This is a genomic window from Sphingomonas sp. CFBP9019, from assembly GCF_034045155.1.
Classification (GTDB): domain Bacteria; phylum Pseudomonadota; class Alphaproteobacteria; order Sphingomonadales; family Sphingomonadaceae; genus Sphingomonas; species Sphingomonas aerolata.
Genome location: NZ_JAXCWK010000001.1, coordinates 920,557 through 944,927, shown reverse-complemented (window position 1 = coordinate 944,927; position 24,371 = coordinate 920,557). Strand labels below are relative to the sequence as shown.

Annotated in this window: 20 protein-coding genes; 16 read left to right on the top strand and 4 right to left on the bottom strand. The window is 62.9% G+C overall.

Translation table 11 applies throughout. The features are described 5' to 3' along the window. Window positions 1-762 (top strand): SDR family NAD(P)-dependent oxidoreductase, encoded by a 762-nt coding sequence (locus tag SOM18_RS04000; protein ID WP_320481312.1) that lies wholly within the window; start codon window positions 1-3, stop codon window positions 760-762. Here SOM18_RS04000 and SOM18_RS03995 read toward each other — a convergent pair. Together SOM18_RS03995 and SOM18_RS03990 are read right to left on the bottom strand one after the other, a co-directional pair. After that, entirely contained in the window at window positions 722-1,699 is a 978-nt protein-coding gene (locus SOM18_RS03995) for an alpha/beta hydrolase (protein WP_320481311.1), read from the bottom strand. The genes SOM18_RS04000 and SOM18_RS03995 overlap by 41 nt on opposite strands. Next, window positions 1,686-3,302 carry a flavin-containing monooxygenase gene (locus SOM18_RS03990; RefSeq protein WP_031441270.1) on the bottom strand — a complete coding sequence of 539 codons (1,617 nt, stop codon included), beginning with the start codon at window positions 3,300-3,302 and terminating at the stop codon, window positions 1,686-1,688. The genes SOM18_RS03995 and SOM18_RS03990 overlap by 14 nt, the downstream gene beginning before the upstream one ends. 243 nt (window positions 3,303-3,545) lie before the next feature. Here SOM18_RS03990 and SOM18_RS03985 point away from each other — a divergent pair, with 243 nt between their 5' ends. Genes SOM18_RS03985 through SOM18_RS03975 form a run of 3 tightly spaced genes read left to right on the top strand, consistent with a single transcriptional unit; the run spans window position 3,546 to window position 6,731 of the window. Then, window positions 3,546-5,240: an AMP-binding protein gene (locus SOM18_RS03985; RefSeq protein WP_235188410.1), complete on the top strand. Its 1,695-nt coding sequence runs from the start codon at window positions 3,546-3,548 to the stop codon at window positions 5,238-5,240. Then, on the top strand, window positions 5,237-6,010 hold the full coding sequence (locus SOM18_RS03980) for an SDR family oxidoreductase (protein WP_031441272.1): 774 nt from the start codon (window positions 5,237-5,239) through the stop codon (window positions 6,008-6,010). Before SOM18_RS03985 ends, SOM18_RS03980 begins: the two co-directional genes overlap by 4 nt. A gap of 37 nt (window positions 6,011-6,047) precedes the next feature. Next, on the top strand, window positions 6,048-6,731 hold the full coding sequence (locus tag SOM18_RS03975) for a TetR/AcrR family transcriptional regulator (RefSeq protein WP_200874046.1): 684 nt from the start codon (window positions 6,048-6,050) through the stop codon (window positions 6,729-6,731). 1,132 nt (window positions 6,732-7,863) lie between these two features. Here SOM18_RS03975 and SOM18_RS03970 read toward each other — a convergent pair. After that, entirely contained in the window at window positions 7,864-8,592 is a 729-nt protein-coding gene (locus SOM18_RS03970) for a response regulator transcription factor (RefSeq protein ID WP_320481310.1), read from the bottom strand. 305 nt (window positions 8,593-8,897) lie between these two features. Here SOM18_RS03970 and SOM18_RS03965 point away from each other — a divergent pair, with 305 nt between their 5' ends. From SOM18_RS03965 to SOM18_RS03910, 12 genes are all read left to right on the top strand, one after another. Beyond that, on the top strand, window positions 8,898-9,269 hold the full coding sequence (locus SOM18_RS03965; RefSeq protein ID WP_160172651.1) for a hypothetical protein: 372 nt from the start codon (window positions 8,898-8,900) through the stop codon (window positions 9,267-9,269). A gap of 478 nt (window positions 9,270-9,747) precedes the next feature. Continuing rightward, window positions 9,748-11,067, top strand: coding sequence for an aspartate--tRNA(Asn) ligase (gene aspS / locus SOM18_RS03960; RefSeq protein ID WP_052380961.1), 1,320 nt, complete (start codon window positions 9,748-9,750; stop codon window positions 11,065-11,067). Window positions 11,068-11,180: 113 nt separating this feature from the next. Next, the gene (locus tag SOM18_RS03955; RefSeq protein WP_152555516.1) at window positions 11,181-12,149 is read left to right on the top strand and encodes a hypothetical protein; all 969 of its coding nucleotides are present in this window, start codon (window positions 11,181-11,183) and stop codon (window positions 12,147-12,149) included. Between the two features lie 12 nt (window positions 12,150-12,161). After that, window positions 12,162-13,184, top strand: a complete 1,023-nt coding sequence (locus SOM18_RS03950; protein WP_031441276.1) for an amino acid--tRNA ligase-related protein — start codon at window positions 12,162-12,164, stop codon at window positions 13,182-13,184. Continuing rightward, complete coding sequence (locus SOM18_RS03945; protein WP_081874350.1) at window positions 13,175-14,311, top strand: alpha-hydroxy acid oxidase; 1,137 nt, start codon at window positions 13,175-13,177, stop codon at window positions 14,309-14,311. Before SOM18_RS03950 ends, SOM18_RS03945 begins: the two co-directional genes overlap by 10 nt. Continuing rightward, window positions 14,304-15,425 (top strand): PLP-dependent aminotransferase family protein, encoded by a 1,122-nt coding sequence (locus tag SOM18_RS03940; protein WP_320481309.1) that lies wholly within the window; start codon window positions 14,304-14,306, stop codon window positions 15,423-15,425. The genes SOM18_RS03945 and SOM18_RS03940 overlap by 8 nt, the downstream gene beginning before the upstream one ends. 11 nt (window positions 15,426-15,436) lie before the next feature. After that, entirely contained in the window at window positions 15,437-16,519 is a 1,083-nt protein-coding gene (locus tag SOM18_RS03935) for a TauD/TfdA family dioxygenase (protein ID WP_320481308.1), read from the top strand. An 820-nt stretch (window positions 16,520-17,339) separates the two neighbouring features. After that, window positions 17,340-17,888, top strand: a complete 549-nt coding sequence (locus SOM18_RS03930; protein WP_128082159.1) for a hypothetical protein — start codon at window positions 17,340-17,342, stop codon at window positions 17,886-17,888. Further along, a complete protein-coding gene (locus tag SOM18_RS03925) occupies window positions 17,849-18,232 on the top strand; it encodes an IS5 family transposase (protein ID WP_081874353.1) in 384 nt (127 codons plus the stop codon). The genes SOM18_RS03930 and SOM18_RS03925 overlap by 40 nt, the downstream gene beginning before the upstream one ends. Window positions 18,233-18,850: 618 nt before the next feature. Further along, window positions 18,851-20,245, top strand: a complete 1,395-nt coding sequence (locus SOM18_RS03920) for a DUF4139 domain-containing protein (protein ID WP_031441282.1) — start codon at window positions 18,851-18,853, stop codon at window positions 20,243-20,245. Continuing rightward, window positions 20,245-21,777 (top strand): hypothetical protein, encoded by a 1,533-nt coding sequence (locus SOM18_RS03915; RefSeq protein WP_320481307.1) that lies wholly within the window; start codon window positions 20,245-20,247, stop codon window positions 21,775-21,777. The genes SOM18_RS03920 and SOM18_RS03915 overlap by 1 nt, the downstream gene beginning before the upstream one ends. 382 nt (window positions 21,778-22,159) lie before the next feature. Further along, on the top strand, window positions 22,160-23,080 hold the full coding sequence (locus SOM18_RS03910) for a VOC family protein (protein WP_031441284.1): 921 nt from the start codon (window positions 22,160-22,162) through the stop codon (window positions 23,078-23,080). A 205-nt stretch (window positions 23,081-23,285) separates the two neighbouring features. Here the strand turns inward: SOM18_RS03910 and SOM18_RS03905 are convergent, their stop codons facing one another. Then, window positions 23,286-24,206, bottom strand: coding sequence for a TonB family protein (locus SOM18_RS03905; protein WP_081874354.1), 921 nt, complete (start codon window positions 24,204-24,206; stop codon window positions 23,286-23,288). Window positions 24,207-24,371 lie beyond the last annotated feature (165 nt).

Here is a 24,371-nt window from a genome sequence, read left to right as displayed (position 1 = left end):
ATGCTAATGACGGATATTGCCGCGATCGTGACCGGTGGCGCCTCGGGATTGGGCGAGGGCACGGCGGCGATGCTGGCCGAAGCAGGCGCGCGCGTGACGATCTTCGATCTGAACGCCGATATTGGCGCGGCGACCGCGGCGAGGATTGGCGGACGGTTCGCGCGCGTCGACGTCACCGACGATCAAGGCGTAGCGCATGCGCTGGCCGAAGCGGAACAGGCGCACGGCGTCGCGCGCGTGCTGGTCAATTGCGCAGGCATCGCGCCGGCGGTGAAGACGGTCGGCAAGGACGGGACGCCGCATCCGCTCGACCTGTTCCGCAAGACGGTCGAGATCAATCTCGTCGGCAGCTTCAACATAATCTCAAAATTCGCCGCACGCCTGGCGGCGGCGGAACCGATCGGCGAGGAGCGCGGCGTGATCGTCAACACCGCGTCGGTCGCGGCGTATGACGGGCAGGTCGGGCAGGTAGCCTATGCCGCATCAAAGGGCGGCATCGTCGGTCTGACGCTGCCCGTGGCGCGCGACCTGGCACAGCACCGGATCCGCGTGATGACGATCGCACCGGGCATCTTCCTGACGCCGATGCTGATGGGACTCCCGCAGGCCGCACAGGATTCGCTCGGCACCCAGGTACCGCATCCGTCACGGCTCGGACGCCCGGAGGAATATGCGCAGCTGATCGCGTCGATCATCGCCAACCCGATGCTCAACGGTGAGGTTATCCGTCTCGACGGGGCGATCCGGATGGCCCCCCGCTGAGCTGGGGCGCGCTGGCCTGGGACGGGGCGATCCGGGATGCAACGAACGCGATCGCCGCATCGGCGACAGGTGTCAGCTGCGGCAGGCCGGCAAAGCCGTGGATCATCCCCGGATACCGACGCAGCGCGACGTCGACCTCGGCGTTACTCAATCGCCGGGCGAGCGCTTCGCCCTCGTCACGCAGCGGGTCGAACTGCGCGGTGACGATCGTCGTCGCCGGCAGGCCGTGCAGATCGGCGCGCGTCAGATCGACCGCCGGATCCGCCACGCCCCCGCCGCGATACGCGTCCCACGCCCATGCGAGGAACGAGGCGGTCAGCATATAGCCTTGCGCGAACTCCACCGCCGAAGTGCTGTCGCCAGCGGGATCGAGCAGCGGGTAGATCAGGCCGATATGATCGAGCGGGACGCCTTCGTCACGGCAGCGCAGCGCGAGGCCGAGCGCGATGTGACCGCCGGCGCTGTCCCCGGCAATGGCGATACGATCGGGATCAAGGTCGAGCGACCGTGTCTCTCGTCGAAGCCATTCGAGTGCCGCCTGCGCGTCGTCGAGTGCAGCGGGGAAGGGGTGTTCGGGTGCCAGCCGATAGTCGACCGCGACGACCGTCCGGCCGCTCGCATTGGAGAGTGTCCGGCACATCGCATCGTGCGTGTCGAGGTTGCCGAAGATGAAGCCGCCACCGTGGCAGAACAGGATTGCGGCGGCTCGCTCTAGCGTCGGACGGTAAAGTCGTACCGGGATCGGTCCGCCCGGCCCGGGCACGACGTGATCGGCCACCGCTGCCACGTCGGATCTCGGCGTGCGCGCCTGGAACGCGTTCGCGGCGCGGCGTAGATCGGTGAGGAACAGATGCGGCGGTGGCCGGCGCAACGCCATGCGCGGGTCGCCGAGCAGCGCGTCGAACGCCGGATCGGGCGCGTCGTCAGGCATCGGCATGCTGGCCGACCGTGCGCAGCGTCAGCCCCTCATAGCCCTTGGCCGCGGTCTTCTCCAGGATGCGGCGATAGCCGCGGACACCCCCGGAATATGGCATGAAGACGCGCGGCTTGCCCGGCATTTCGGCGCCCAGATAATAGGACGGCGTCTTCGGATACAGGGTTTCCTGCGCCCGCTTGTTTACATGCGCGACCCAGTCGCGTTCGGCCTCCCCGGTCGCCTCGATTTCGTTGATCCCGGCACGGCGGCAATGATCGAACAGGGCCACCAGCCAGTCGACCTGCTCCTCGGTCGACAGCAACACGTTGCTCAGCAGCGAGGGACTGCCCGGTCCGACGATAACGAACATGTTGGGGAAGCCGTGTACGCCGATGCCAAGAAAGCTGACCGGCCCCGCCGACCATTTCTCGCGCAATGTGTACCCTCCGCGACCGACGATCTCCGGCTTCAGCAGCGATCCGGTAAATGCGTCGAACCCGGTCGCGTAGATGACGATGTCGAACAAATATTCGGCATCTCTGGTCCGGATGCCGTGCTCGGTAAAGCGCTCAATCGGGGTTTCGCTGATGTCGACGAGCGAAACATTGGGCCGGTTGAACGCCGTGAAATACCCGCTGTCGACAGACGGGCGGCGTGTTCCGAACGGGAAGTCGCCGGGCGTGAGCTTGGCGCGCAGCGCTGGATCGTCGACCTGTTCCGCGATCTTGCCGCGGATGAACGCGGACGCGGTATCGTTCGATTGCTGGTCGAGCAGGATATCCTTGAAGGTCAGCGCGAATCCGAAGCCGAGCCGGTTCCACGCAGTCTCGAACGCCGCGTTGCGCTCAGCCTCGGGCACGTCGATCGCCGCGCGGTTGTCGGGCACGAAACCGAGACCGCTCGGCGAATTGCGCGCCGCCTCGCGGCGTGCCGGATAGTCCGCCTTCACCGCACGGTCCTCCGCGTCAGTGACCGGTGCGTTGGCGGCAGGGATCGAGTAATTTGCAGTGCGCTGGAAGACCGTGAGGTGCGCGGCTTCCCTGGCGATTACCGGCGTCATCTGCACGCCCGACGATCCGGTGCCGATGATCGCGACACGCTTGCCCGTGAAATCGACCTTGTCCTTCGGCCAGCGTGCGCTGGAGATGACGCGCCCGGTAAAATCGTCCTGACCCGGATAGCGCGTATCCTTGGGCGTCGACAATTGTCCCACCGCGAGGATCAGCTTTTCGGCATTCCAGCAACGCCCGTCGCTCGCCTCGACGATCCAGCGGGCGGTCGCCTCGTCGAACGTCGCGCGTTCCATGCGGGTGCGGAGTTGGATGTCGCGGCGCAGGTCGAAGCGATCGGCGACGTGGTTGATGTATCGCAGGATTTCGGGCTGCGTCGCGTAGCGTTCGCTCCAGCGCCATTCCTGTTCGAGCTCGGGCGAAAAGCGATAGGAATAGTCGTAGCTTTCGACGTCGCAGCGCGCGCCGGGATATTGATTGAACTGCCAGACCCCGCCGATATCGTCGCCCGCTTCGAGAACGGCGACCGAGAATCCCTGCGAGCGTAGCGTATGCAACGTCCGCAAACCGCCGAACCCGGCACCGACCACCAATGCGTCAACGAACGTCGTCATGGACCTCTCCTGTCCATCGGTAATCCCTCATTTTCCCATGCCAGTCAACGGTTGTGTGGAAGATCGTTGCGACGTAGCAACAGCGTATCCCGCGTTCACATCCACGCGATTTTCCACGACTACATTGACGATCCCGTTTTCGCCGGATTAGATTGCCGTCGTCGGCCCTGGTCGACCAAGGATTGACCTCCGGCCGGATGGCGTCGCGCCGTACCGGACCGGCAATGGCGAGGTGTGCAGGAGATGATGGGATCGGTCGCCGATCGGCAGCAGGCGTTGCGGGCCGCGATGCCCGTCTGGGAGCCCCGGACGTTGCACGCGGTGCTCGACGATACGGTTCGCGCGACGCCGGATCGACCGTTCGTGATCACCGACGACCGCAGCTGGAGCTATGCCGAGATCGCCGCCTGGTCGAAGCGGCTGGCGGCCGGGCTGGTCGCGCTCGGCGTGGCACCCGGCGAGAAGGTCGCACTGGTGCTCGCGAACTATCCCGAATTCGTTGCGATCAGATATGCGGTATCGCGGATCGGCGCGGTCTGCGTGCCGATCAACATCCTTAATCGCTGCGACGAACTCCGCTATCTGCTCGATCAGTCGGACTCGGTGCTGCTCGTCACGATGGATCGGTTTCGCGGGGTCGATTATCTCGACATGCTCGACCAGATCGCGCCGGGGTGGGAAGATTCGGGAGGCGGGGAAGGCTTGCCGAACCTGCGGCATGTCGCGGTGCTGCCGACCGGCGAGGCGCCGGACCGTGGCGCTGCACGAATGCTGTATTCGCTCGAAGCCGGCGGTGGCTGCGCGGAGATCACGGTCGATCCACACGCCGTTTGCGACATCATCTACACGTCGGGCACGACCGGGCCGCCGAAAGGCGTGCTGCTGACGCACGACATGCTGATGCGTACTGCTTATGGCAGCGCCTATGCGCGGGCGTTCGAGGATGGTCGCCGGATCCTGTTCTCGCTGCCGATGTATCATGTGTTCGGCTATGTCGAAGGATTGCTGGCGGTGCCGTTCGTCGGTGGCGCGATCGTGCCGCAGTTGCGGTTCGATGCGATCGCGACGCTGGCGGCGATTGCACGGCATCATGCGACCGATGCCCTGTTGATTCCGGCGATGTCGCTCGCGGTCCTCGATGCCGCGGGGGAAGGGACGTACGACCTGTCGCGCTGGCATGCGGTGCTGGCATCGGGCGGACGCGCGCCCGAGCGCCTGTGGCAGGGTCTCCGCGAGGGGCTGGGGGTGGACGAGATCACCACCGGCTACGGCATGACCGAGACGACCGCATCGACCACGGTCACGCGTCCCGACGATCCGGTCGAGCGGTTGCTGACGACGAATGGCCGCCAGCGCGACGTCGGCGTCGCCGGCGATCCGCAGCAGGGCGGGCGGCTCGTCACCTACCGCGTCGTCGATCCCGGCACGGGCGCGGTCCTGGACGATGGCGAGACCGGCGAACTCGTCGCCAGCGGCTACGGCGTGACGCAGGGCTATTACAACAAGCCCGAGGCGACCGCGGCGGCGTTCGATGCCGAGGGCTGGTTGCGCACCGGCGATCTGGGCCGGATCGACGATAACGGCTATATCACGCTGCTGGGCCGGACCAAGGAATCGTACCGCTGCGGCGGCGAACAGGTGCTGCCGACCGAGATCGAGGATCTCCTGACCACGCATGCCGATGTGGTGCAGGCGCATGTCGTGCCGATCCCCGACGAGCGGATGGGCGAAGTGGGCGTCGCGTTCGTCGTCGCGCGGCCGGGCGCGACGCTCGACCGATCCGCGCTCCAGACGCTGATTGCCGCGCGTCTCGCACGGTACAAGGTACCGCGGCATATCCTGCTCGTCGATGCGGCGGCGATCCCGACCACGGCGTCCGGCCGGGCGCGCAAATTCCTGCTGACCGAACAGGCCCTGCAAATCCTGGAGTTGCCATGACGACGATCTTCACCCCCCCCGACCGCAAGATCGCAATCGTCACCGGGGGCGCGCGCGGCATTGGCGCGGCGATCGCCACGCGGCTTGCGGCGGATGGCCACGACGTCGCCGTGTTCGATCTGGATGCCGACGCCTGCGCCGAGACGGTCGGCCGGATCGAGACGACCGGACGCCGCGCGCTGGCGGTCGCCGTCGACGTATCGAACGAGGACGCGGTCGTCGCCGGGGTCGCGCGCGTCGCCGAGGACCTCGGGGCGCCCACTGTCCTGGTCAACAATGCCGGCATCCTCCGCGATCGGACGCTGGCGAAGATGACGCTGGATGATTGGGAGGTCGTGATGGCGGTAAACCTCCGCTCGGTCTTCCTGATGTGTCGGGCGGTGCAGCCGCATATGCGCGCCGCGCGATGGGGCCGGATCGTCAACCTGTCGAGCATCGCCGCGCTCGGCGTGATCGGTGAGGCGAATTATGCTGCTGCCAAGGCGGGTGTTCAGGGCATCACGCGGACGCTGGCGATCGAACTGGGCCGTCATGGCATCACGACCAACGCGGTTGCGCCGGGGTTCGTCGTCACCGACATGACGCGTGCGGTCGCGGCGCGCATGAACATGCCGTTCGAGGATATGGTGACCGAGATGATGCGCGGGATCCATGTCGGGCGCCCCGGCTTGCCCGATGATATTGCGCAGGCAGTCGCGTTCTTTGCCGACGAACGGTCCGGCTTCGTGACCGGGCAGGTGCTTTACGTCGCAGGCGCACCGAGGGGCTGAGGTTGCGCGCCCTCGCCAAGCGCGACCCGAGCCCTTAGTGCGGGATCTCGCATCGAAGGGCATCAGAGTGGCAAAACAACCATCGTTGATCGGCAAGCGACGATCTGCCGCAGGGAAGGAGCCCCGCGAATCCTATCAGAACCGCCGCCAGGAAATCTCTGAGGCGGCGGTCCGCGTCTTCCACCGGCTCGGCTACAGCGCGGCGAGCGTCAGCGCGGTCGCGGCCGAACTCGGCGTCGATCGCGCCACGCTCTATTATTACTTCTCGTCAAAAGAGCAGATGTTCGACGAGATCGTCCGCACGGTCCTGGAAAGCAATGCGGAACTGGCGCGCCGCATCGCCGACAGTCCGATCAGTCCGGCCCGCAAGTTGCGCGAACTGATCACCGCGCTGATGAACTCATACGGCTCCAATTATCCGCTGCTGTATATCTACATTCGTGAGGATCTGACGCACGTCAGCGACACGCGATCAACCTGGTCCGAGCATATGCGGCAGCTCAATCGCAACATCGAACAATCGGTGATCGACATCGTCGAGCAGGGCTATGCCGACAAGAGCTTTCGCCGGGTCGGCGTGCCGCGGATTGTTGCCTACGGGATCCTTGGCATGCTCAACTGGTCGCACCGCTGGTACAAGCCGGATCGTGGCGCATCCGCCGACGAGATCGGTAAGGTTTTCGCAGAAATGATCTTGAGCGGCCTCGAGTCGCCCTATTAGCAGCGGCCACGCCGGGCAAAGTAATTAAAATCGTGCATCTATGCCGCGATACATATACTTCGCGTGCGTTTTGAAAATGAACGAATGACCGAACCTTGGAAGTGAAAAACGGCTCACGAATGTCGGTATTTGGGTCTTCAATTGCCTAGTTTCGAGCGGAACCTGGTTTCAAGGGCACCGAGCTGAGCTAGCCGGGTTCGACTCTGTAACAATGCGCCGCTGTTCGTCGATTGCCCGTATCTTAGCGATGGCGTGGCGGGGGCGAGTGAGCTCGCGTGGTACGACAACCTTGTCGATCTGCTTCAGCCACGCTGCCCGCACGGTCTAGAGTTGTGCGGCGGGCGATATATCGGCAACGTTTCAGGATGTTGATGGCTCAAGCTCCGGAGCTTGAGGCCGATCTCCCTCCGCCCCCACACGAGGAGCGTCGTTCGATCAGCTAGGTTCATATTCCTGAAGACGCAGTTGTGAAGGTTGAGGGCGGCCTGTCCGATTCCCTGTTGCGCCTGTTGCGAACGTTCATTCACCCGCTCTGACCAATCGCCTCAGACGAGGGCCGTTCTTGCTGAACGGCGAGAAGTGGGGCCAAGCAGTCGTTCCTTACAGGCTCCGCCAAAGATGGCTTTCGACGAGAGCAGACGTGCTGGGCACTGGAACGAATGCCATGGTCGATTGCCTGAGGTCAAACCGTCAGTGGACAGGCGGCTTTGCCGCAGCGGATATCGCTTGGCCGCGGATGCTTAGAGATAATCTGCGCTATTGTTGGATGAACGAAGATTATGACCTTCGTCGGAAGCTAGATGGCATGGCGGCCCGGAGAAAAGTGATCTAGCAAAAACAGTGCAGGCAATATCCTGAGTGAACAATCAGATTCTTGATGCTTCAATTTGGGCATGGATGATGACAAAAGATTGATTATAAGAATTAAAACTATCAAAGTGATGCATAACATATTTATGATAAAAGATAAAGTTTGTATTCCGAAAACTACTGAGGTTCGATATTTAAAGCGGTAGCGGCTGAATGCGTTATAAGGTATCTGAAGATTATGAAATATTTGTCATATTTTTATGAGGGCATGATATTTATTGCCTATCGAAAAAGACTGAGCCTGACGGAATAACTGGACGGGTCAGTGACCGAAGTATCTTCGATGAACATTGGTAGCACCTGACTTATTACGTTGCGCAAAAATTCGACTATTATATAGAGGGCCATCAGAATTTTCTAAATCACGCAATAGCTGCGGAATTTTGCTACGGCGCTTCACATTGAGCTTGCTGAGAATGCTGTGAACGTGATTTTTGACCGTTGCAGTTTCGATAGTCAGATTTCTGGCGATTTCCTTATTGGAAAGGCCTCTCTCTAAATGTTCCAATATCTCGCTCTCGCGAAATGTAAGTCGGGAGACAATGTCAGCTTCTCTAAAATTGTGGGACAGGCAGGCGAGTCGACTAAGGAGCTTTGCGGCAACTACAGGCGTGTAGACGAATTCTCCAGCGCAAGCCTTTCGCACTGCGTCGACCAGATCTTCTTTTGACGCGTCGGTTGGAATCAGGCCAACCAGTCCGGCCTGCATCCAACCCGCGCCGAGAAAGTCGTCACATCCGGCAATCGCGATAATCCGGGCTGTGCCATCATATTGACGAAGGCAGGGTGGCACCGCGGACTCGGCGAGCGATGGTGTATCCACCACCACGACATCAACTGCCGGGATGCGATCAAGTGGTGCATCGTTCCATCCGTCTCGCGCATCGACAATCTCGAACTCGGGATGGGCAGCGAGGCACTGTGCTAGCACCTCGCGGTGAAGCCGCGCGAGTCCCAGGACCATGACCCGCGAAACAAACTGTCCGCCCATATTGCATCCCCCGCCATTTCGTTCCGTCTAGTCAATCACCGCATTAATTTTTTGAAACGAAAAATGTCTCTAAGGCTCAGCCTATACAATAATATACGTCATTGATCTAATCATTCATATAACGAATCTATGTGCATTATTGTCCATGCCAAAGGACTATAATCGCAAGCCATAATGCACCTACCGTATTTTTATCGACACCATCCATTTGGCTCATGTGCCCATCATCGATCCTTGAAATAGTAGACGACGTCGGCCGTGCGTCGCGTGGTGCACATCTGTCGGCAAATCTATCAGGAAAGGAGGTGAAGAAAATGGATGATCACATACTCAAGGCCTTGAGCCAGAAATCGCTGACACAAGCGATTACAGAGTCGATGACAGCGGAAGTTACAGCGGCGGCGACAAGAAGCGTCACAAGCGCTCTTACACAGTCGCTTCAGACAGCGGCCGTTACATCGGCGATTACAGCTGACGTCACACAGTCGGCGACAGCGGGCATCACACAGGCACTGACACAGAGCCTGTCAAAGGCACTGGCGACAATGCTGCAGCTCTCCGAGCTCGGCGCCACACTTTCCGAGACAGTGTCAAAAACACTGGCCGGAATCCTGCCCACCCGGGTAGCCGAGGCGCTGACATCGAGTGCGGTCACAGCCGCAGCCAGAGTAGCCTGATGATGTCGAGGGTCGGCTGATCGATCGAGAGCCGCCGATTGATCCGGCCGAGCGCTGCGCAACGGGCGCCGTGCCGCCGCTCCGAGCAAAGCACGGTGGCATGGCCTGCGCCGCGTCATGCCCCGTCCAATACCAACGTTTTGAGACACCGATGTTTAAGCGCCCATAGCTCAATTGGAAAAAGGGCCACCCGAACGGATCACCGAGTACTTCAACGCATTTGCCGAACTTGGTCAGTCTGGCTGGTTCCTGGGAACGGGGGCCGGTCGACGGGCCACAGACGAGCGTTCGTCAGCACCAGGTTTGGCGCGGCGCTGCGGGGGGGTGTTCACCACAAGGTCCTGACAACCGGTCTGAAGAGCAACGGTCTTGTAAACCGTAAGGTGCGGGTTCGAGTCCCGCTGGGCGCGCCATCGCGCATCGCGGCCCCTCCGCTTCGCGGCGGCGGCGTCCGATCAATTGCAGGGAAAGCGGCGCGATGAATCTCCCGTTTACACCCGAAGCCGTGACAGCCCGTCCCTTGCGATCCTTGATTGGCGACTTGTCGAAGTTTACCGGCCAGCAGGTAAAGGTCTGCGGCTGGATTTCGTCCGCCCGGCGCGGGCGCGACATCGATTTCTGGAGCGTCAGGGATCGGAGCGGAACGGTGCAGATCGTCCGACGGGGCGCCGACCGGCTCGACGTGCCCCTCGAAAGTGCGGTGCAGGTGACGGGGCGTTTGGTGGCAAACCCGGCAGGCCGATATGGCGGTCAAGAGATCCACGCCGAGACGATCGAAGTCGTCGCCCGGGCGGAAATATCGCCCGCGGGCAGCGACACCAACGACCGGTTCGACCGACGCCACCTCGATCTTCGGGTGCCCGAGCGCCTGCTCATTTTCGACGTGGCGACAACATTTTTGGCTGCCGCCCGCAAATTTCTGGTGGAAGGCGGATTCCTGGAAATCCAGACCCCAAAGATTACCGCCGGCGGTAGCGAATCCGGCGCTGCGGTATTCCACCTACCCTATTTCGGCGAATCTGCGTGTTTGGTGCAATCACCGCAATTTTATGTCCAGCTCGCCATGGCAGCTGGGTTTGACCGAGTGTTCGAAGTCGGCCCGTCGTTTCGGGCGGAAGAGGTGGAAACACACCGCCATGCCACCGAATTCACCAGCCTGGACGTCGAGATGTCATGGATCGAGTCGCACCACGAGCTGATGGATCTCGAAGAGGACCTCCTGCGCCACGCCCTAGTGGCAGTTGAGCAGATCCATGGCGCCGCCATCGAGCGTGCATTCGGAGTTAAGGTCCAGCCTCCATCCGCACCGATCCCACGCATCAGCTATGCTGACGCGCTCGGCATTGTGGGCGAAGCGCAACCGGGCGGTCAGAGGAGGATGACCCAGCGCGCCGAACAGGCGCTCTGCAAATATTACCAGGAACTTTATGGACAGAGCTTTGTGTTCGTTACCGATTTTCCGCAATCAGAACGTTCCTTTTACACCATGCGAACCGCCGAAAAAGCGCTTGAAGGGCGCAGCTTCGACCTATTGTGGCGCGGTCTGGAGGTCAGTTCGGGATGCCAGAGAGAGCATCGCTACGAGCCGCTCGTAGAGCAGACTCGCCAAGCCGGGATCGAAGCAGCGCTGCTGGAACGCTATCTCAATCCCTTTTATTTCCCCATGTTCCAGCATGGTTGCCCAACACATGGCGGATTCGGGCTCGGCATAAATCGGCTACTAATGGTGTTGCTGGGGCAGTCCTCTATCGGTGAGACCAGCTTCGTCTATCGCAGTCCGACGCGGTTTCGACCATGACTCGGGCAGCGCGCCTCTGCGCGATCGACGCCGTAGGACCTTGCGACGGTCCCATCGTCGCGCGGCTCAGGCAAGAACTGATCGCCGCCGGAGTCGTTGCGGAAGACATCGGCGTGGCCGAACGCTCGCCATATGGCCAGCGCGCGGTAAGGGTGCGGCTCGCCCAGAATGGTACGATGGACGCCGGCTGGGCGGCGCGACAACTCGCGCCGCTGCCCTGGATACGGGCCGTCATTGCGGTGCCGCCAAGCCTCTATTTGCGCCTTTCATCGGATGTGATGCGCGACTGGGCTCGGGTCGGCGACAGGCCTGAACCGGTGCTGCCCTGGCGACGTGCGACCTTGATGCACGCTGACATGAACGCCGTGTCAAGCGGGCCGCTCGATGTGCTCCGCCAGGTCTGTACGGCCAAGGCGATCGCCGCGCTGCTCCGCGCGGGCGGTTGCACCGTGACGAGCACAGAGACCGTGGTCGATACCTCCAATGCCTTTTCCGCGCACAGTAAGGTGACACTGCAGCTGCAGGACGCGGTTGGCATGTGGACCGAAACTGTTATCGCCATCGCAGGGGTAGACCTGCCGCGGGGATCGCTTCGGGCTCGCCATGGCGGAATGCTTCAATTCCGCGACCTGCTTTACGAGCTTGATCGGCTGGGTGGCAACAATGCGTACGGCCTCGCACTTACGTCGTTCCTCATGTTGCTGTGCCCGCGGGAATCACGGCTCAAGCTCGACGCGGCCAAGCTCGCTTCGGGTACGGCGGCCTATGTCGCGCTAACCGCGCTTGTGCGGATAAAACCCTACTGCGAGGATCCGCGCGCTGCCGGGGGCCATGACGCGGACATGTCGGACCTGCTGCTCGCGCTCGACGCCATGCCGAATGCAGTGCGCCGCGCGCTCGTAGATCTCGAGCCGAGCTATATCGTGCGTCATATGCGCAGCATAGTTTTCGCCGCCAACGGGCATCTCGGACCGGGAGACCCTTTGCGACACGATTTGTCGCGGACGCTTACCGAAGGCTTCGACCGGCTAGCGATAGACACGCGCGCATCGGCGGTAGCCGGGCTCTCAACCGTTTATTGAAGGAGACTGAGAATGACCCTTGCTCCCAACCAAGCCTATGCTTGGACCGGCCAGGTCCTCAACGCCCTCCGTGGTGCACTCCATGACGCGGGCTTCGCCGAGATCTTGCCAGCGATCCTATCCAAGCGGTTTGAACCGGGCGCACGCCACAGCCTTGCCGTGCTAGGCGATCGCGCTCTGCCTACCGTTCGTTCCATTGCCGATGATCAAGGCCGCCCAACCGTTTCGGCAATCGGTGCCGATTATTACTATCTGCCAGTAAGCCACTGCGTCGAAAAGCAACTGGCACTCGAATTTGCCGAGCGGGTCTATTGCGTTGCGCCGTGCCTCCGGTTGCTGATGGACGGTGAACATGAAAGCGGCCGGCACCTGTATACCTTTTTTCAGGTCGAGATCGAATGGCGAACCGAGAGCGTGGATGACGTACTCACCACGATCGAGCGTGTTCTTGCGACAATGGCGGAAACAATACTGACCCGCCCGTCGCAGGAGCTGACAATGGACAAGGATGCAATCGGCCGCATCGCCGCTTTAGGCCGCCGCCCTTTCGTCCGGCTTCCCTTCTCCGACGCGCGAGACCGCGTTCGTGGCGCCGGCGGCAGCGTCAACCCCCATGCTGTGGGCGATCTCACCCACGCCGAGGAAAATGCCCTTTCGCACGAGTTCGATGCGCCGTTTTGGCTGACCGATTATCCCGAAGGGGTTCGGGACTCACTGTATCGACGTAACGGATCAGGCACTTTCGCGACCTATGATTTGGTGCTGCCGGGCGGCTACGGCGAGGTCGCGACCGGCGGGCTTCGCCCCCATTCAGGGGACGATATCCGACAACAGGCCCGCAATCTCGGCCCTGTGGTCCACGATCAGTATGCGGCTTGGAAAGATCGGACTGCGCTGCAAACCGGCGGCCTGGGCTTCGGCCTCGAACGCCTGATACGCTACTGCGCGGGCAGATCCGACATCCTGGAGCTTCGCTTTGCTCATGATCAGGGGCCCAACGCTACGATCGATGAGGGACAAAGGCTATGCGCCTGAACATAGTCCTTTGTATTGAGGATCTGGAACGCGATGCGCAGTCGATCCTCGATCCAGGGACATGGGCCTATGTCGCAGGGGGGGCCGGCGCCGGAACCACGATCGCCTGGAACCGCCGGGCACTCGATTGTCTATTCCTCAGCCCCGCTGTATTGACCAGCGCGGCGCAACCGCCCGATCTGTCAATTCGGCTGTTCAACCGTGTGCTGCCGACCCCAATCCTGCTTGCTCCCACCAGTCCCCAACGCTTGCTCCACCCGGAGGCGGAATTGGCGACGGCGCGAGGGGCTTCGTCCTCGTCCACTACCACGATCATCAGTACCGACAGCCATTATCCGTTCGATGAGATAGTGCGCGCAGGCAGCAGCGACTGCTGGTTCCAGCTCTATTGTTACCGCTCGCGCAACGATATCGGTCGGACTTTGGATTATGCGGCCGAATCGGGTGCACGGGCGATCGTCGTTACGGTCGATGCTGATCACGGCGCTCGACGCATCGCGGCCCAGCGCGCGGGATTTACGGTTCCAGCCACCCTCGATTTTGGGACGCTTCGCGCGCTGGGCTTGTTTGACGGCGCGGTTCCTGGCGGTGCGCGACTCGACCGGATGCCGCTTAGCTGGGCGGAGCTGAACTGGATCCGCGCGCGCACTCGTCTGCCGCTGCTGGTGAAAGGTCTCCTTCGTCCGGTCGACGCGCTGCGTGCGCTGGACGAGGGCGCCGACGGCTTAATAGTGTCCAATCATGGCGGTCGCCAATTGGATGGCGCGCTGCCGGCGGTGCTGGCCCTCAAGACGATCGCGCAGGCGGTCGACCGGCGCGTGCCTATCCTGTTCGATGGCGGCATCCGGTCCGGGATCGACATCGTCCGTGCCCTCGCGCTTGGGGCGAGCGCCGTATGCGTGGGCCGTCCCTATCTTTGGGGTCTGGCTGCTTACGGCGAGGATGGGGTCGCGACGTGTCTACAGATACTGGCAGACGAATTTCGGGATTCGCTGCTTCAGTTGGGCCTGGGTAGCGTCAGCGAGATCGCCCCAGGGTGCGTCGCCGGATCCGCCTTTCCGCTGGCAATGGCGGCTTGGGACGGTCTTGTTTCCTCCCCGGCGGCGGACATGCTCAGCCATGCTTGAACGCACCCGACAGATAATAGATATGAACCGCGGCATACCTCCGATCGGGGCAATTCCCACGGCGGCGTTGAGCGCCATCACTGCCCGCTTGGTCTCGGAACGCGCTGAGCTCTTTCAGTATGCGCCAATTGGTGGGTATCTGGGTGACCCACTGTTGCGCCGCCAGATCGCGGACCGGCTTGGCGAGATCGACGCCGATGAGATTTTCATCGGCAGCGGATCGCTGCAAGTACTTGATTTAATTGCGGCGACCCTGCTAGACAAGGGGCCTCGTCCGGTGCTGGTCGAAGCACCGACCTATGATCGCGCTATCGGCATCTTCACGCGGCGGGGCGCGGATATCCATCCCGTCCCGATTGACAGTAATGGTATAGATGTCGATCGGGTCGAGTCATTGGTGTCCCGCCACCCTGGGGCCGTGCTGTATCTCATCCCCGACTTCCAGAATCCTTCCGGGGCGACGCTAAGCATGGAGCGTCGGCATCATCTTGCGCGTGTAGCGCAAACCCATGGTCTCACGATCGTCGAGGACATACCCTATCGCGAGCTACGGTATCGCGGGCAAGCGCTACCATTGCTTCGGCGGTTGGCGCCGGATCAAGTAATCACGCTCGGCTCATTTAGCAAGACGCTGTCACCGGGTTTACGTATCGGCTACGCTGTTTGCGGAGCGGATCTGGCAGGCGCACTAGCGCGGTGTGCGGAGAACATTTATCTCTCGCCGTCCCCCCTGTGCCAGGCCGTCGCCGCCGCCGCGATGGCTGAAGGATTGGTTGAACGCAACATTGTTCACGCGGTGCAATTGTTAGGGCCACGTTGCCAGGCCGCTGTCGCGGTTGCCAAGCAACTGTTCGGCGGCGAGTTGCTCGCCGAGCCACAGGGCGGGTATTTCCTGAGCCTCAACCTTTCCACAACGGCCAGCGAGACCGCCGTGCTGGAAGCCGCACGCCATGCGGGCCTAATCCTCGCACGAGGCAGCGCGTTCATGCCGTGGGACGAGATCCGGGGTGGGAAGACGTTCCTTCGATTACCATTCCAGGGTCTTGATCCGGAGGAATTTTCGGAGGGAATGGCACGGCTGCGCCGAATCCTTGACGAACAGTCAGCAATCTAAGGTAGTGGATCATGCACGATCGCAGCACCGAACCCGGCTCTCCGCTATCGGACATTAATTCGGCTGCTCAATTGTATTCGATTAATCGAAGTGCGATCGCACCCAACGAGGTAAATACCTCGGTCGCCGCACTACAGGTAAGTGATTTAGTGGTTCAGAAAAGCCGGCGATGGGTGCGTTCGATAGATGAAAACAGGCTCCGCATGCCGGATCCTGAAAAAGATCCAAAATGGTGGGAGCGGCAAGGCGCTTGGTATCTGCGACAATTGCTTCGCGCTGAAGGTCTTCAGCTTGAACACAGCATCGACACGGCGGCCGTCGTCTGGCTGCGCGGGCTCTCTCCAGATTTGGCACCCGGTCCGGCGCCCTATTCCGGCTACGCACCGCCAGCGACGTTTGCGGCAACCCTGTTCAAGGTATTCGGTGTCATTGGCCTCATGAGGGCAAGCGCCTGCGCTTTCCTTGACGAAAACGACGGACGGATCGTGCGCCATGTTGTCGCCGTCCCAGCTGCTGAGCGCGCCGTTAGTTCGCATGGCTGGAGTGCGGACCTGCCATGGCACATGGACGGTGCATACCGACCGTTCCAAGATAATGATCCCACGTTGCTGACGCCGCCGCCGCGCTGGCTGATTTTCGGGGTAATTAAGGCCGACCCGACAGTTCCGATGACGGTAGCGTTGGTGAACGCGGTCACGGAGCGGCTTTCGCCTCGCAGCCTCGCGATACTGAAGCGTCCGGATTTTGCCGTCACGACGCCTGATTCTGTCGAGCAAAACCGTACGTTCACATCGCTACCGATACTTGATCAGGACGAAAAGGGGAATTTGATCTCGCGCTACAACAAGGGGCATTGCCTAGGCCTGACAACGCGCGCTGCCGATGCCCTTCACGACTTCGAGACGGTGCTGAACTTGCCGGACGTTCCATTAGTTTTGCCCGTTCAATCGGGCGATTTGGTGGTGATTGACAACTGGCGCTGCCTTCACCGTCGTCCGGCATACACCCCAACGTGGACCGGCAAAGATCGCTGGTTCGTCCGCGCCTATGCAACCGCGCGGCCGTTGGGATTGAATAGCCGCCAACTTCCTTGACGTTGGCCGTCCGGGTATATGACGCGCGGTTCTTCACAGATGCGCTGGGGCTCGTGCTGACCGATCGTTCCAAGATGATGGCGTTCGTGCGCACCAACGACGATTATCACTGGATCGCGATCGCCGACGCAGCCGTCAGCACGCTGAACCATATCGCCTTCCAGATGCCGACCTTGGAGAGCGTGATGCGTGCCGCCGGGCGTATGGTCGACCACCGGTTCCCGATCGGCTGGGGGCCGGGGGGGGGCACGGACCGGGCGACAACCTGTTCACCTATTTCGTCGACCCGTTTTCGGGTTCGTGATCGAATACACCGCCGAAGTGCTCTAGGTCGACGACGATTGCCGCGTCGGCGCGTCGGCGCGTCGGCGCGTCGGCGCGGCGGGCGACTGAACCTATGCGCCCGGCCGCAGCGACCAATGGGGTATCGCGCCGCCCAAGACCTCGCAGTGCAAGGCGGCGCAACTCGCCAGGCCGTTCGCTTGACGCCTTTTAGGAGAAAGTCATGACGCTCGATCACGACTCGTCCCAGCGCCGGCCCCTATGGTCTCAGCGCGAGCGAGGGGCTCGCGCATCTGGTCGCAGGCCAGGTCATCCGCACGCTCGCCGGCGTCGAGCAGGCCGCGGGCGGTTTCGGCGCGGTGGTGTGCGACGCGCTGCTCGATCGGGGCCCGATTTCAATGGACTGGCACGAGCGCGAGCACGACACCTGGTTCGTCACGCGCGGCAAGCTGCAAGTGTGGTCCGGCGACACCGCGCATGTGCTCACCCCCAGCGATTTTGCCTATGTGAACCGGGCGACACGCACAGCTACCAGAGCGTGGCGCCGCGCACGCAGTTCTTCGGGATCGTAGCGCCGGGCGGCTGGGAGCAGTTTTTCGTCGATGGCGAAGAAGTCTTGGGGGTGGCCGGCCTGCCCGTTGCGGACCATCCGTTCGATTTCTTGCGGATGGGGCCGGCGATGGACGAGCACCGGATCATGCGCGTCGAGAGTGCGGTCTTCGCCGAGGCCACGCCAACCGGTGCAGACGACCGAGCACTGCCCGGCGCACACGTGTCGTATTTCGTCGAAGCCGGGTTCGGCACGCGGCGGACGCTGCTCGGTCATTTGTCGACCGCGGTGCTGACCGCCGCCGAGAGTGACGGCTTCGTCGACATGCGGGTGATCGAGGGCTGGCATGAGGCCGCCCTTCCGCCGCTGCGTCACCGGCCACTACAGCATCGACAGTACCACCATCCTTGCCCACGTCTCGGCAGCGGGGGTAAAGGGGGACTCATCGACAGGCTTTTGGCCGCTCGCGGGGCGGGTTCGGCTGTAAGGTTCACTGCATCGCCGATGCTTGTGGGCGACCGCTCGCCTTCCATCTGACATGTGGGCAAGCCGCCGACTGCAAGGCGTACGACACGCTGATTGTACTGCCCGAGGTTGAGCCGGCGCTGCTGGGTGACCAGGGGTACGACGCCGACGCCATCCGTGACGATCTACGTGGCCGCGGGATCGACGCCGTCATCCCAAGACGATCCAACCGTAAGAAGCCAATCATCCATGACCGCACCCTCTACAAGGAGCGCAATCGTATCGAGCGCATGTTTGGTCATCTCAAGATCAATCGCGCGGTCGCCACCCAATACGACCAACTCGCCGAAAGCTCCCTCAGCATGATCCAGATCGCTGCCACCCGCTACCTGCTCAAATTCGTCTACGCCGCCTAGCGTAGACTGTGTTCTTGTCTGCTTGGAGCACCTTGACCTGAATAGGCTGGGGTTGGGAGATATGCCCACCTTTGAACCCGGCTTCGTTGCCGAACGAGATTGCATCGACGCGGCCTGGGAAGTCGCGTCCGTCGACTAAACCAATGTATGCTCACCTTCCCCATCAAGACATTCGCGAGCTGATAGCGAGGCTTCGAAATCGGTCATTCGCAAAAATGAACCAGCGTCCGAAGTTGGGAAGCGGGAAAGGGCGCGCGAACGTCCACAATTGGGTCTTTGCAGATTCGGTGGGAAGGCGTCGCCGAGCTCGGCGTCTACCGGATCAATATCTTGTTCGGGCGCTCCAAGGATTGGCGGCGTATCGGCACCCGCTACGACCAGTAACCGACGGACTTGCTCTCCGCCGTCGCTCTCGCGGACACCGTCATTTTGGCTATGATCAACGTATCATAACCTTAATGGCGCATCGCACCGATCAGAGCGAACAAGCGCCGTTGTTTGGGTCAGAAAATCAGACCCACAATGTCGCGTTGCCCTTCTGATGCGGTCTCGCCATTATAGCAAGGACCGGGGGAGAGTGGCGTGCGCAAAAGCATCTCGAGAGCGTGTGGTTTGGTGATGCTGCTCGGGTCGATTTCGGCAGCCGCTCAGCAATTGCCGCCCCCTGCTGATTCCTCGACCGCCGGAACGGCGCAAGGCGACGTGTCGGTCACCATCTACACCAACGACGTCGCCTTGGTGCAGGACATCCGTCCGCTGAACCTGGCGAGCGGGCGGGTTCAACAGAATTTCCCCGACGTGAGCGCAGCGATCCGACCGGAAACGGTGTCGCTGACCGTGCCCGATGCCGCGATCGTCGAGCAGAATTTCGACTATGACCTGCTCAGCCCGTCGAGCCTGATGGAGAAAGCGGTCGGCGAGACGATCACGCTGGTGCGGACCAATCCGGCCACCGGCGCGGAAACCCGCGATCGCGCGAAAGTGCTGGCGGTGAACGGCGGCGTGGTCATCGAAGTGAACGGTCATGTCGAGGTACTGCGCGACGACGGCCTGCCGGTGCGCGCGGTGTTCGACCGGGTGCCCGACGCGCTGCGGGCGCGCCCGACGCTGTCGGTGACACTGGCCAGCACGCGCGGAGGAACCCGTCCGGCGACGCTGTCCTACCTGAGCCGCGGGCTCGGCTGGAGCGCCGATTACGTCGCGCTGTTCGACGACAAGAGCGGCACGGTCGATATCCAGGGCTGGGTAACACTGAAGAATAGCAGCGGGACGACGTTCGCTAACGCCAAAACGCTGCTGGTCGCCGGCGAGGTCGGCAGCGCCGACGATGACGGCAGCGGCGGCTATGCGCCGCGTCCGCGCCGCCGAACGACGACACGCCCCGGCACCGAGAGCGCCGCGCGCGAGCAGCTCGGCGACTTCTACCTCTATCCGCTGGCCGAACGCACCACGATCGCCGACAAGCAGACCAAGCAGGTCAGCTTCCTCGATGCCAAGGGCGTGGCGGCGGGCGCGGGCTATCGGTTCGAGAATGGCTGGCTCGGCAGTTCGGACGAACCACGCAGCGCGCAGTCGGTGCTGCGGTTCAGTAACTCGGGGGCAGCAGGCTTGGGCGATGCGCTGCCGGCGGGGGTGGTCCGGGTCTATGTCCGCGATGCACGCGGGCAGCCGCAGTTCACCGGCGAAAACCGGATCGAGCATACCCCGCAAGGGTCGACCATCGCGCTTCCCACCGGCGACGCGTTCGACGTGAAGGTGCAGCCCGTCACCGTGTCGCGCACGCGGCAGGGTGACAGCCGCTGGCGCACGGCGATGCAGTACAAGCTGACTAACGCCCGCGCCCGTCCGGTCACGGTCGAGCTCATCCAGGGCGGGCTCGACTGGGGCGACGTCCGGGTCGTCGAGGACAGCGCGAAGGGTGAACGTCGCACCGCCGGCACGCTGGCGTGGCAGGTATCGGTGCCGGCCAATGGCAGCACCACGGTGACGGCGACCTTCGACACGCGCTACTGATGCGCCATCTGCTGCTCCTGGCGGTCGCGCTGCTGGTGGGCAGGGCGGAGGCGCAGACGACCGTCACCTCGTCCGCGCCGGACCGCGTCTCGCTCACGGTGTACCGGGCACCTTATGGCCGCGGGGCGATGACCCTCCAGTATCTCGGTGGCTTTGCATTGGTGACGGAGACGCGTCGCGTCCGGCTGCCGCGCGGACCGGCGGTTCTGCGGTTCGAGGGCGTGGCGCAAGGGATCGTGCCGGTCAGCGCAGTTATCGACGGCCTGCCCGGCGGCACGATCGAGAAGAACCGCGACGCCCGCCTGTTGTCGCCGGCCTCGCTCGTCGACGGTACGCTGGGTCGTGACGTGACGCTGACCCGAACGGAAAGGGCGACCGGACGACCGACCAGCGAGCCCGCGACCGTTGTCGCCGGCCCGGCACCGGGCGTCATCCTCCGCACGGTGACGGGGATCGAGGCTTTACGCTGTTCGGGTCTCGCGGAGCGGCTGGCGTTCGCCGGCGTCCCAGGCGGCCTGTCGAGCAAGCCGGTGCTGAGTGTAACGACCATCAGCCCGGCGGCGCGCACGGTCACGGTGCGTCTGTCCTATCTCGCGTCCGGGTTCGACTGGCGGGCGAGCTACGTCGCTGCGCTCGCCGCGAACGGGCGAACGGTCGACCTGTTTGCCTGGCTGACCCTCGCCAACAGCAACCCGGAAGTGTTCCCGAAGGCCGAGGTGCAGGCCGTCGCGGGCCGGCTCAACCGGGTGGCGTTGCCCGCGGTTCCGGCGGCGGCGGGCGGGCTGCGGCTGGTCTGCTATCCGCTCGGCACGACGACGTCGGATCTGCCCGAAACGGAGTTTGAGCCTGCCGACGAGATAGTGGTGACGGCGTCGCGCGCGATGGCGCCCCCCCCGCCGCCGATGATGGCGCCCCCGGCACCACCCCCGCCGCCGCCCCCTCCCGAAGATCTTGGCGATCTCAAGCTTTATCGCATACCGACGCCCACGACCGTCGCCGCACGCGCGCAAAAGCAAGTTGCTTTGCTCTTTCAAAAGGGCGTGCCGGTCGATCGTCGCTACCGACGCGCGGTGTATCCCGGCCAGCAGCTCGACGGCGTGCCGACGTCGATCGTGCTCGTGATGAAGAACGATACACCTGGCGGCCTGGGCGTGCCGATGCCAGCCGGCAGCACCGCACTCTACGCCGAGCGGGCTGGCGGACGCCTGCTGCTGGGATTGGGCGCGGTCACCGACCGCACGGTTGGCGAGACGGTGCGCCTAGCGGCAGGTATCAGCAGCCAGGTTATGTTGACCCAGGCTATCGTTGCGTCGCGCGTGCCGGTGGCGGCTCCGGGGGAAGCATTGTCGCGAGAGGTCGTGCTGACGGCGACTAACGCCAACCCTTTTCCGGCGACGCTCGACGTCCCGATCGGAGCGGCGGGCCAGGCGATCGAGGCCGATGACAAGGCGCTCAACCGAACCGACGGGATCCTCACCTGGTCGCCGACCCTGCCGCCGGGCGGTCGCGCCATTTTGCGTTACCGTTACTGACCGGCCCGCTTCGACCTCCCAGGTCGGGCGATACCGCATTCGCCTGATTTCAAGATCTAAATAGGGTCAGGAAGCGTGTACTGGTGGCAGCTACAATGCCTCGCCGTCCCCGCCAGTTGCGGCACATGAATGGATGACAGGTTTCGGCGAGCGGAAGGGGCGTTCGGAACGTCGCCTTTTGGGTCCAAAGAGCGGCGGTGCGGGTCAGTGTTCGGCACCAAGACCGCTTCTTGTTCCTGCGCGGCACCCTAGCAGATAGCGGCATCAAACTCCTCGGCAACAGTATCGACAAGGACCAACACGTGAGCACGTGACAGCGTCGGCATCGCTCCCTACGCTGCCAGCCACGGCCCGAAACGCGGCCGGGTGAGGAGAGGCTGCCATGGCCCGTCGTATCCCAGTTCTTGCCTGTGCAGCTGCCGCTCTGCTCGGGGCCAAGGCGCCGCCGGGTCCGCGCCCAGGCATCACCGGCGTTTCGCACCTCGCTATTTATGCTCGGGACATGGCAAAGTCCGAGCACTTCTACACGCATGTGCTGGGCGCCCGGAAGGGTGCGGACCCTGAGAACCCGGCCGGCGTCCGCTACTATCTAAGCTCGCGCCAGTTCGTGGAGGTGCTACCCGCACCCGCCGGACAGGGGCCCAGCATGCTGGCGCACGTCGCCTACTCGACAACGGACGCGGCGACGCTGCGGGTCTGGCTGGCCGCGTCAGACGTCTCTGGCCTCGGCGCGATGCAGCGCTCTACCGAAGGGGATCGTTGGTTCGCCCTGCGCGATCCAGAAGGCAACGGGATCCAGTTCGTGCAATCCGCGAGCGCTGACGCCAACGCTGTTCCCAGCGCGATTAGCGGGCGCATCATCCACGTCGGCTACGCCGTCCACGACCGGGCCAAGCAGGACAGGATGTACCGCCGCCTGCTCGGCTTTCGGCCGTACTGGTATGGCGCATTCGAGCCCGACAAGGTCGACTGGGTGTCACAGCAGACGCCCGACGGGCGGGACTGGCTGGAATACATGATGATCGGTCCGGGTTCGGGCGTGCCGGTGAGCAAGGTCGACGCCCGCCAGCTAGGCGTACTTAACCACCTATCCTTGGGCGTTCCCAATTTGCAGGCCGCCGTCACGACGCTGTATCGGGAAGATCGCCTAGGCCCGCGTCACGACGGTCCACAAATGGGCCTGGACGGCAAGTGGCAGGCCAACCTCTACGACCCCGACGGCACGCGGATCGAGCTGATGGAGTTCCAGCCTGTGACCAAGCCGTGCTGCTCATCCTTCACGGCCGAGAGCCCGACCAGGTAGGTACTGGCGACGTTGAACGAAGGGCAGAAAGACGGAGTAAGGAAGCGGGGTTCGAGTGACCGCATCTGGATCATGGCGTAAGGTCAACCATTAGAGAGACATATGGGTCGGATATAGCAAATGGTTCTCGGGGCGGATCGGCATGCGGATTCTATGGATCAGGCATGGAAGAGCAAAGGGAAGTCTGCCGGCGATGCTGTTCGGCCTAATCGCTGATCGTCGCACCGTAAATCGGATCGCGGCCACGCACGGGCTGAACCGCCTTGCGTGCTTGTTCGAACCGCTCTGCTGTCGTCTGACCGGGCGGCTCTTGGCGGGCGACGGGTCGGCCCACGGACGCCGACGCCGTCTGCGTCTGGATCGCGGAAGGAACGGCTAACATGCCGTTAGTCGGGCCGGCGCGGCGTGTACCGCCGTCGGTCATAGCCGCGTTGGTATCTACGCTGCCGCCGCTGACCGGCGTGTGCATGACGCCTGCTCGGTCGATCGCCCACGACAGGCGTATTCGCTTCGTCGTCATCACCGGCTGTCCGCGTCGGTCCATCGCCGGCCGGAATTTCGCCTTAGCCAGCATGATCGCGCACGCCTTTTGATCGAGCGCGGCATTGCCGCTGCTTTCGGCGATCGTGCAGGCGGTGACCTTACCCTCGGCGCTGATAGCCAGCGACAGCAATGTCGCGGGCGTTCGGACGGTCCCGGGCGGCGCGGACGCGGCCGGCCCCGTCGCCGCTAGGTCGCGGACTGACAATCCGAATATTTTAGTGAAATTGCCCCGCGACCAGATCGCCAGGCTGGCGACGTCGCCACGCGTGCGCTTGAAGTACAGCCCGTCTCTCGGGCTGAGCGCGCCGGAACATTCGGGCGCCGATCGCGCGAGCGGTGCGCAACTCTGTCTGACGCGCGCGGCTAGAATGGTCGTTAGTCGTGCCGCATCGTCTACGCCGCTGTCCGCCACCGCGATCCGCCCGGTTGCGAACCGCACGACGACATCAAACGAGCCCTCGGCATTGCCGACGATGGACGCCGTGTCGGATCGGCCATCGCCGTCGAAGTCGCCCTGGACTGGGGCTGCGGACGGCACGGCTGCGGCGGCGACAAGCACGGCCGAAACAAGATCTAAATGCATCGACAGTCTCCCTGTGACACCGCCCTTTGCAGAGAGGGGTGAACAAGCCGTTGCGGCGGCACGCAGATCTATAAGCGCCCGCCGATTTTAATGCCGTAAAAGCGTGGTTCGCAGACGGGCTAGCATGCGGCCTCAGACGCTTGGCACCGAAGTAACGAACATATT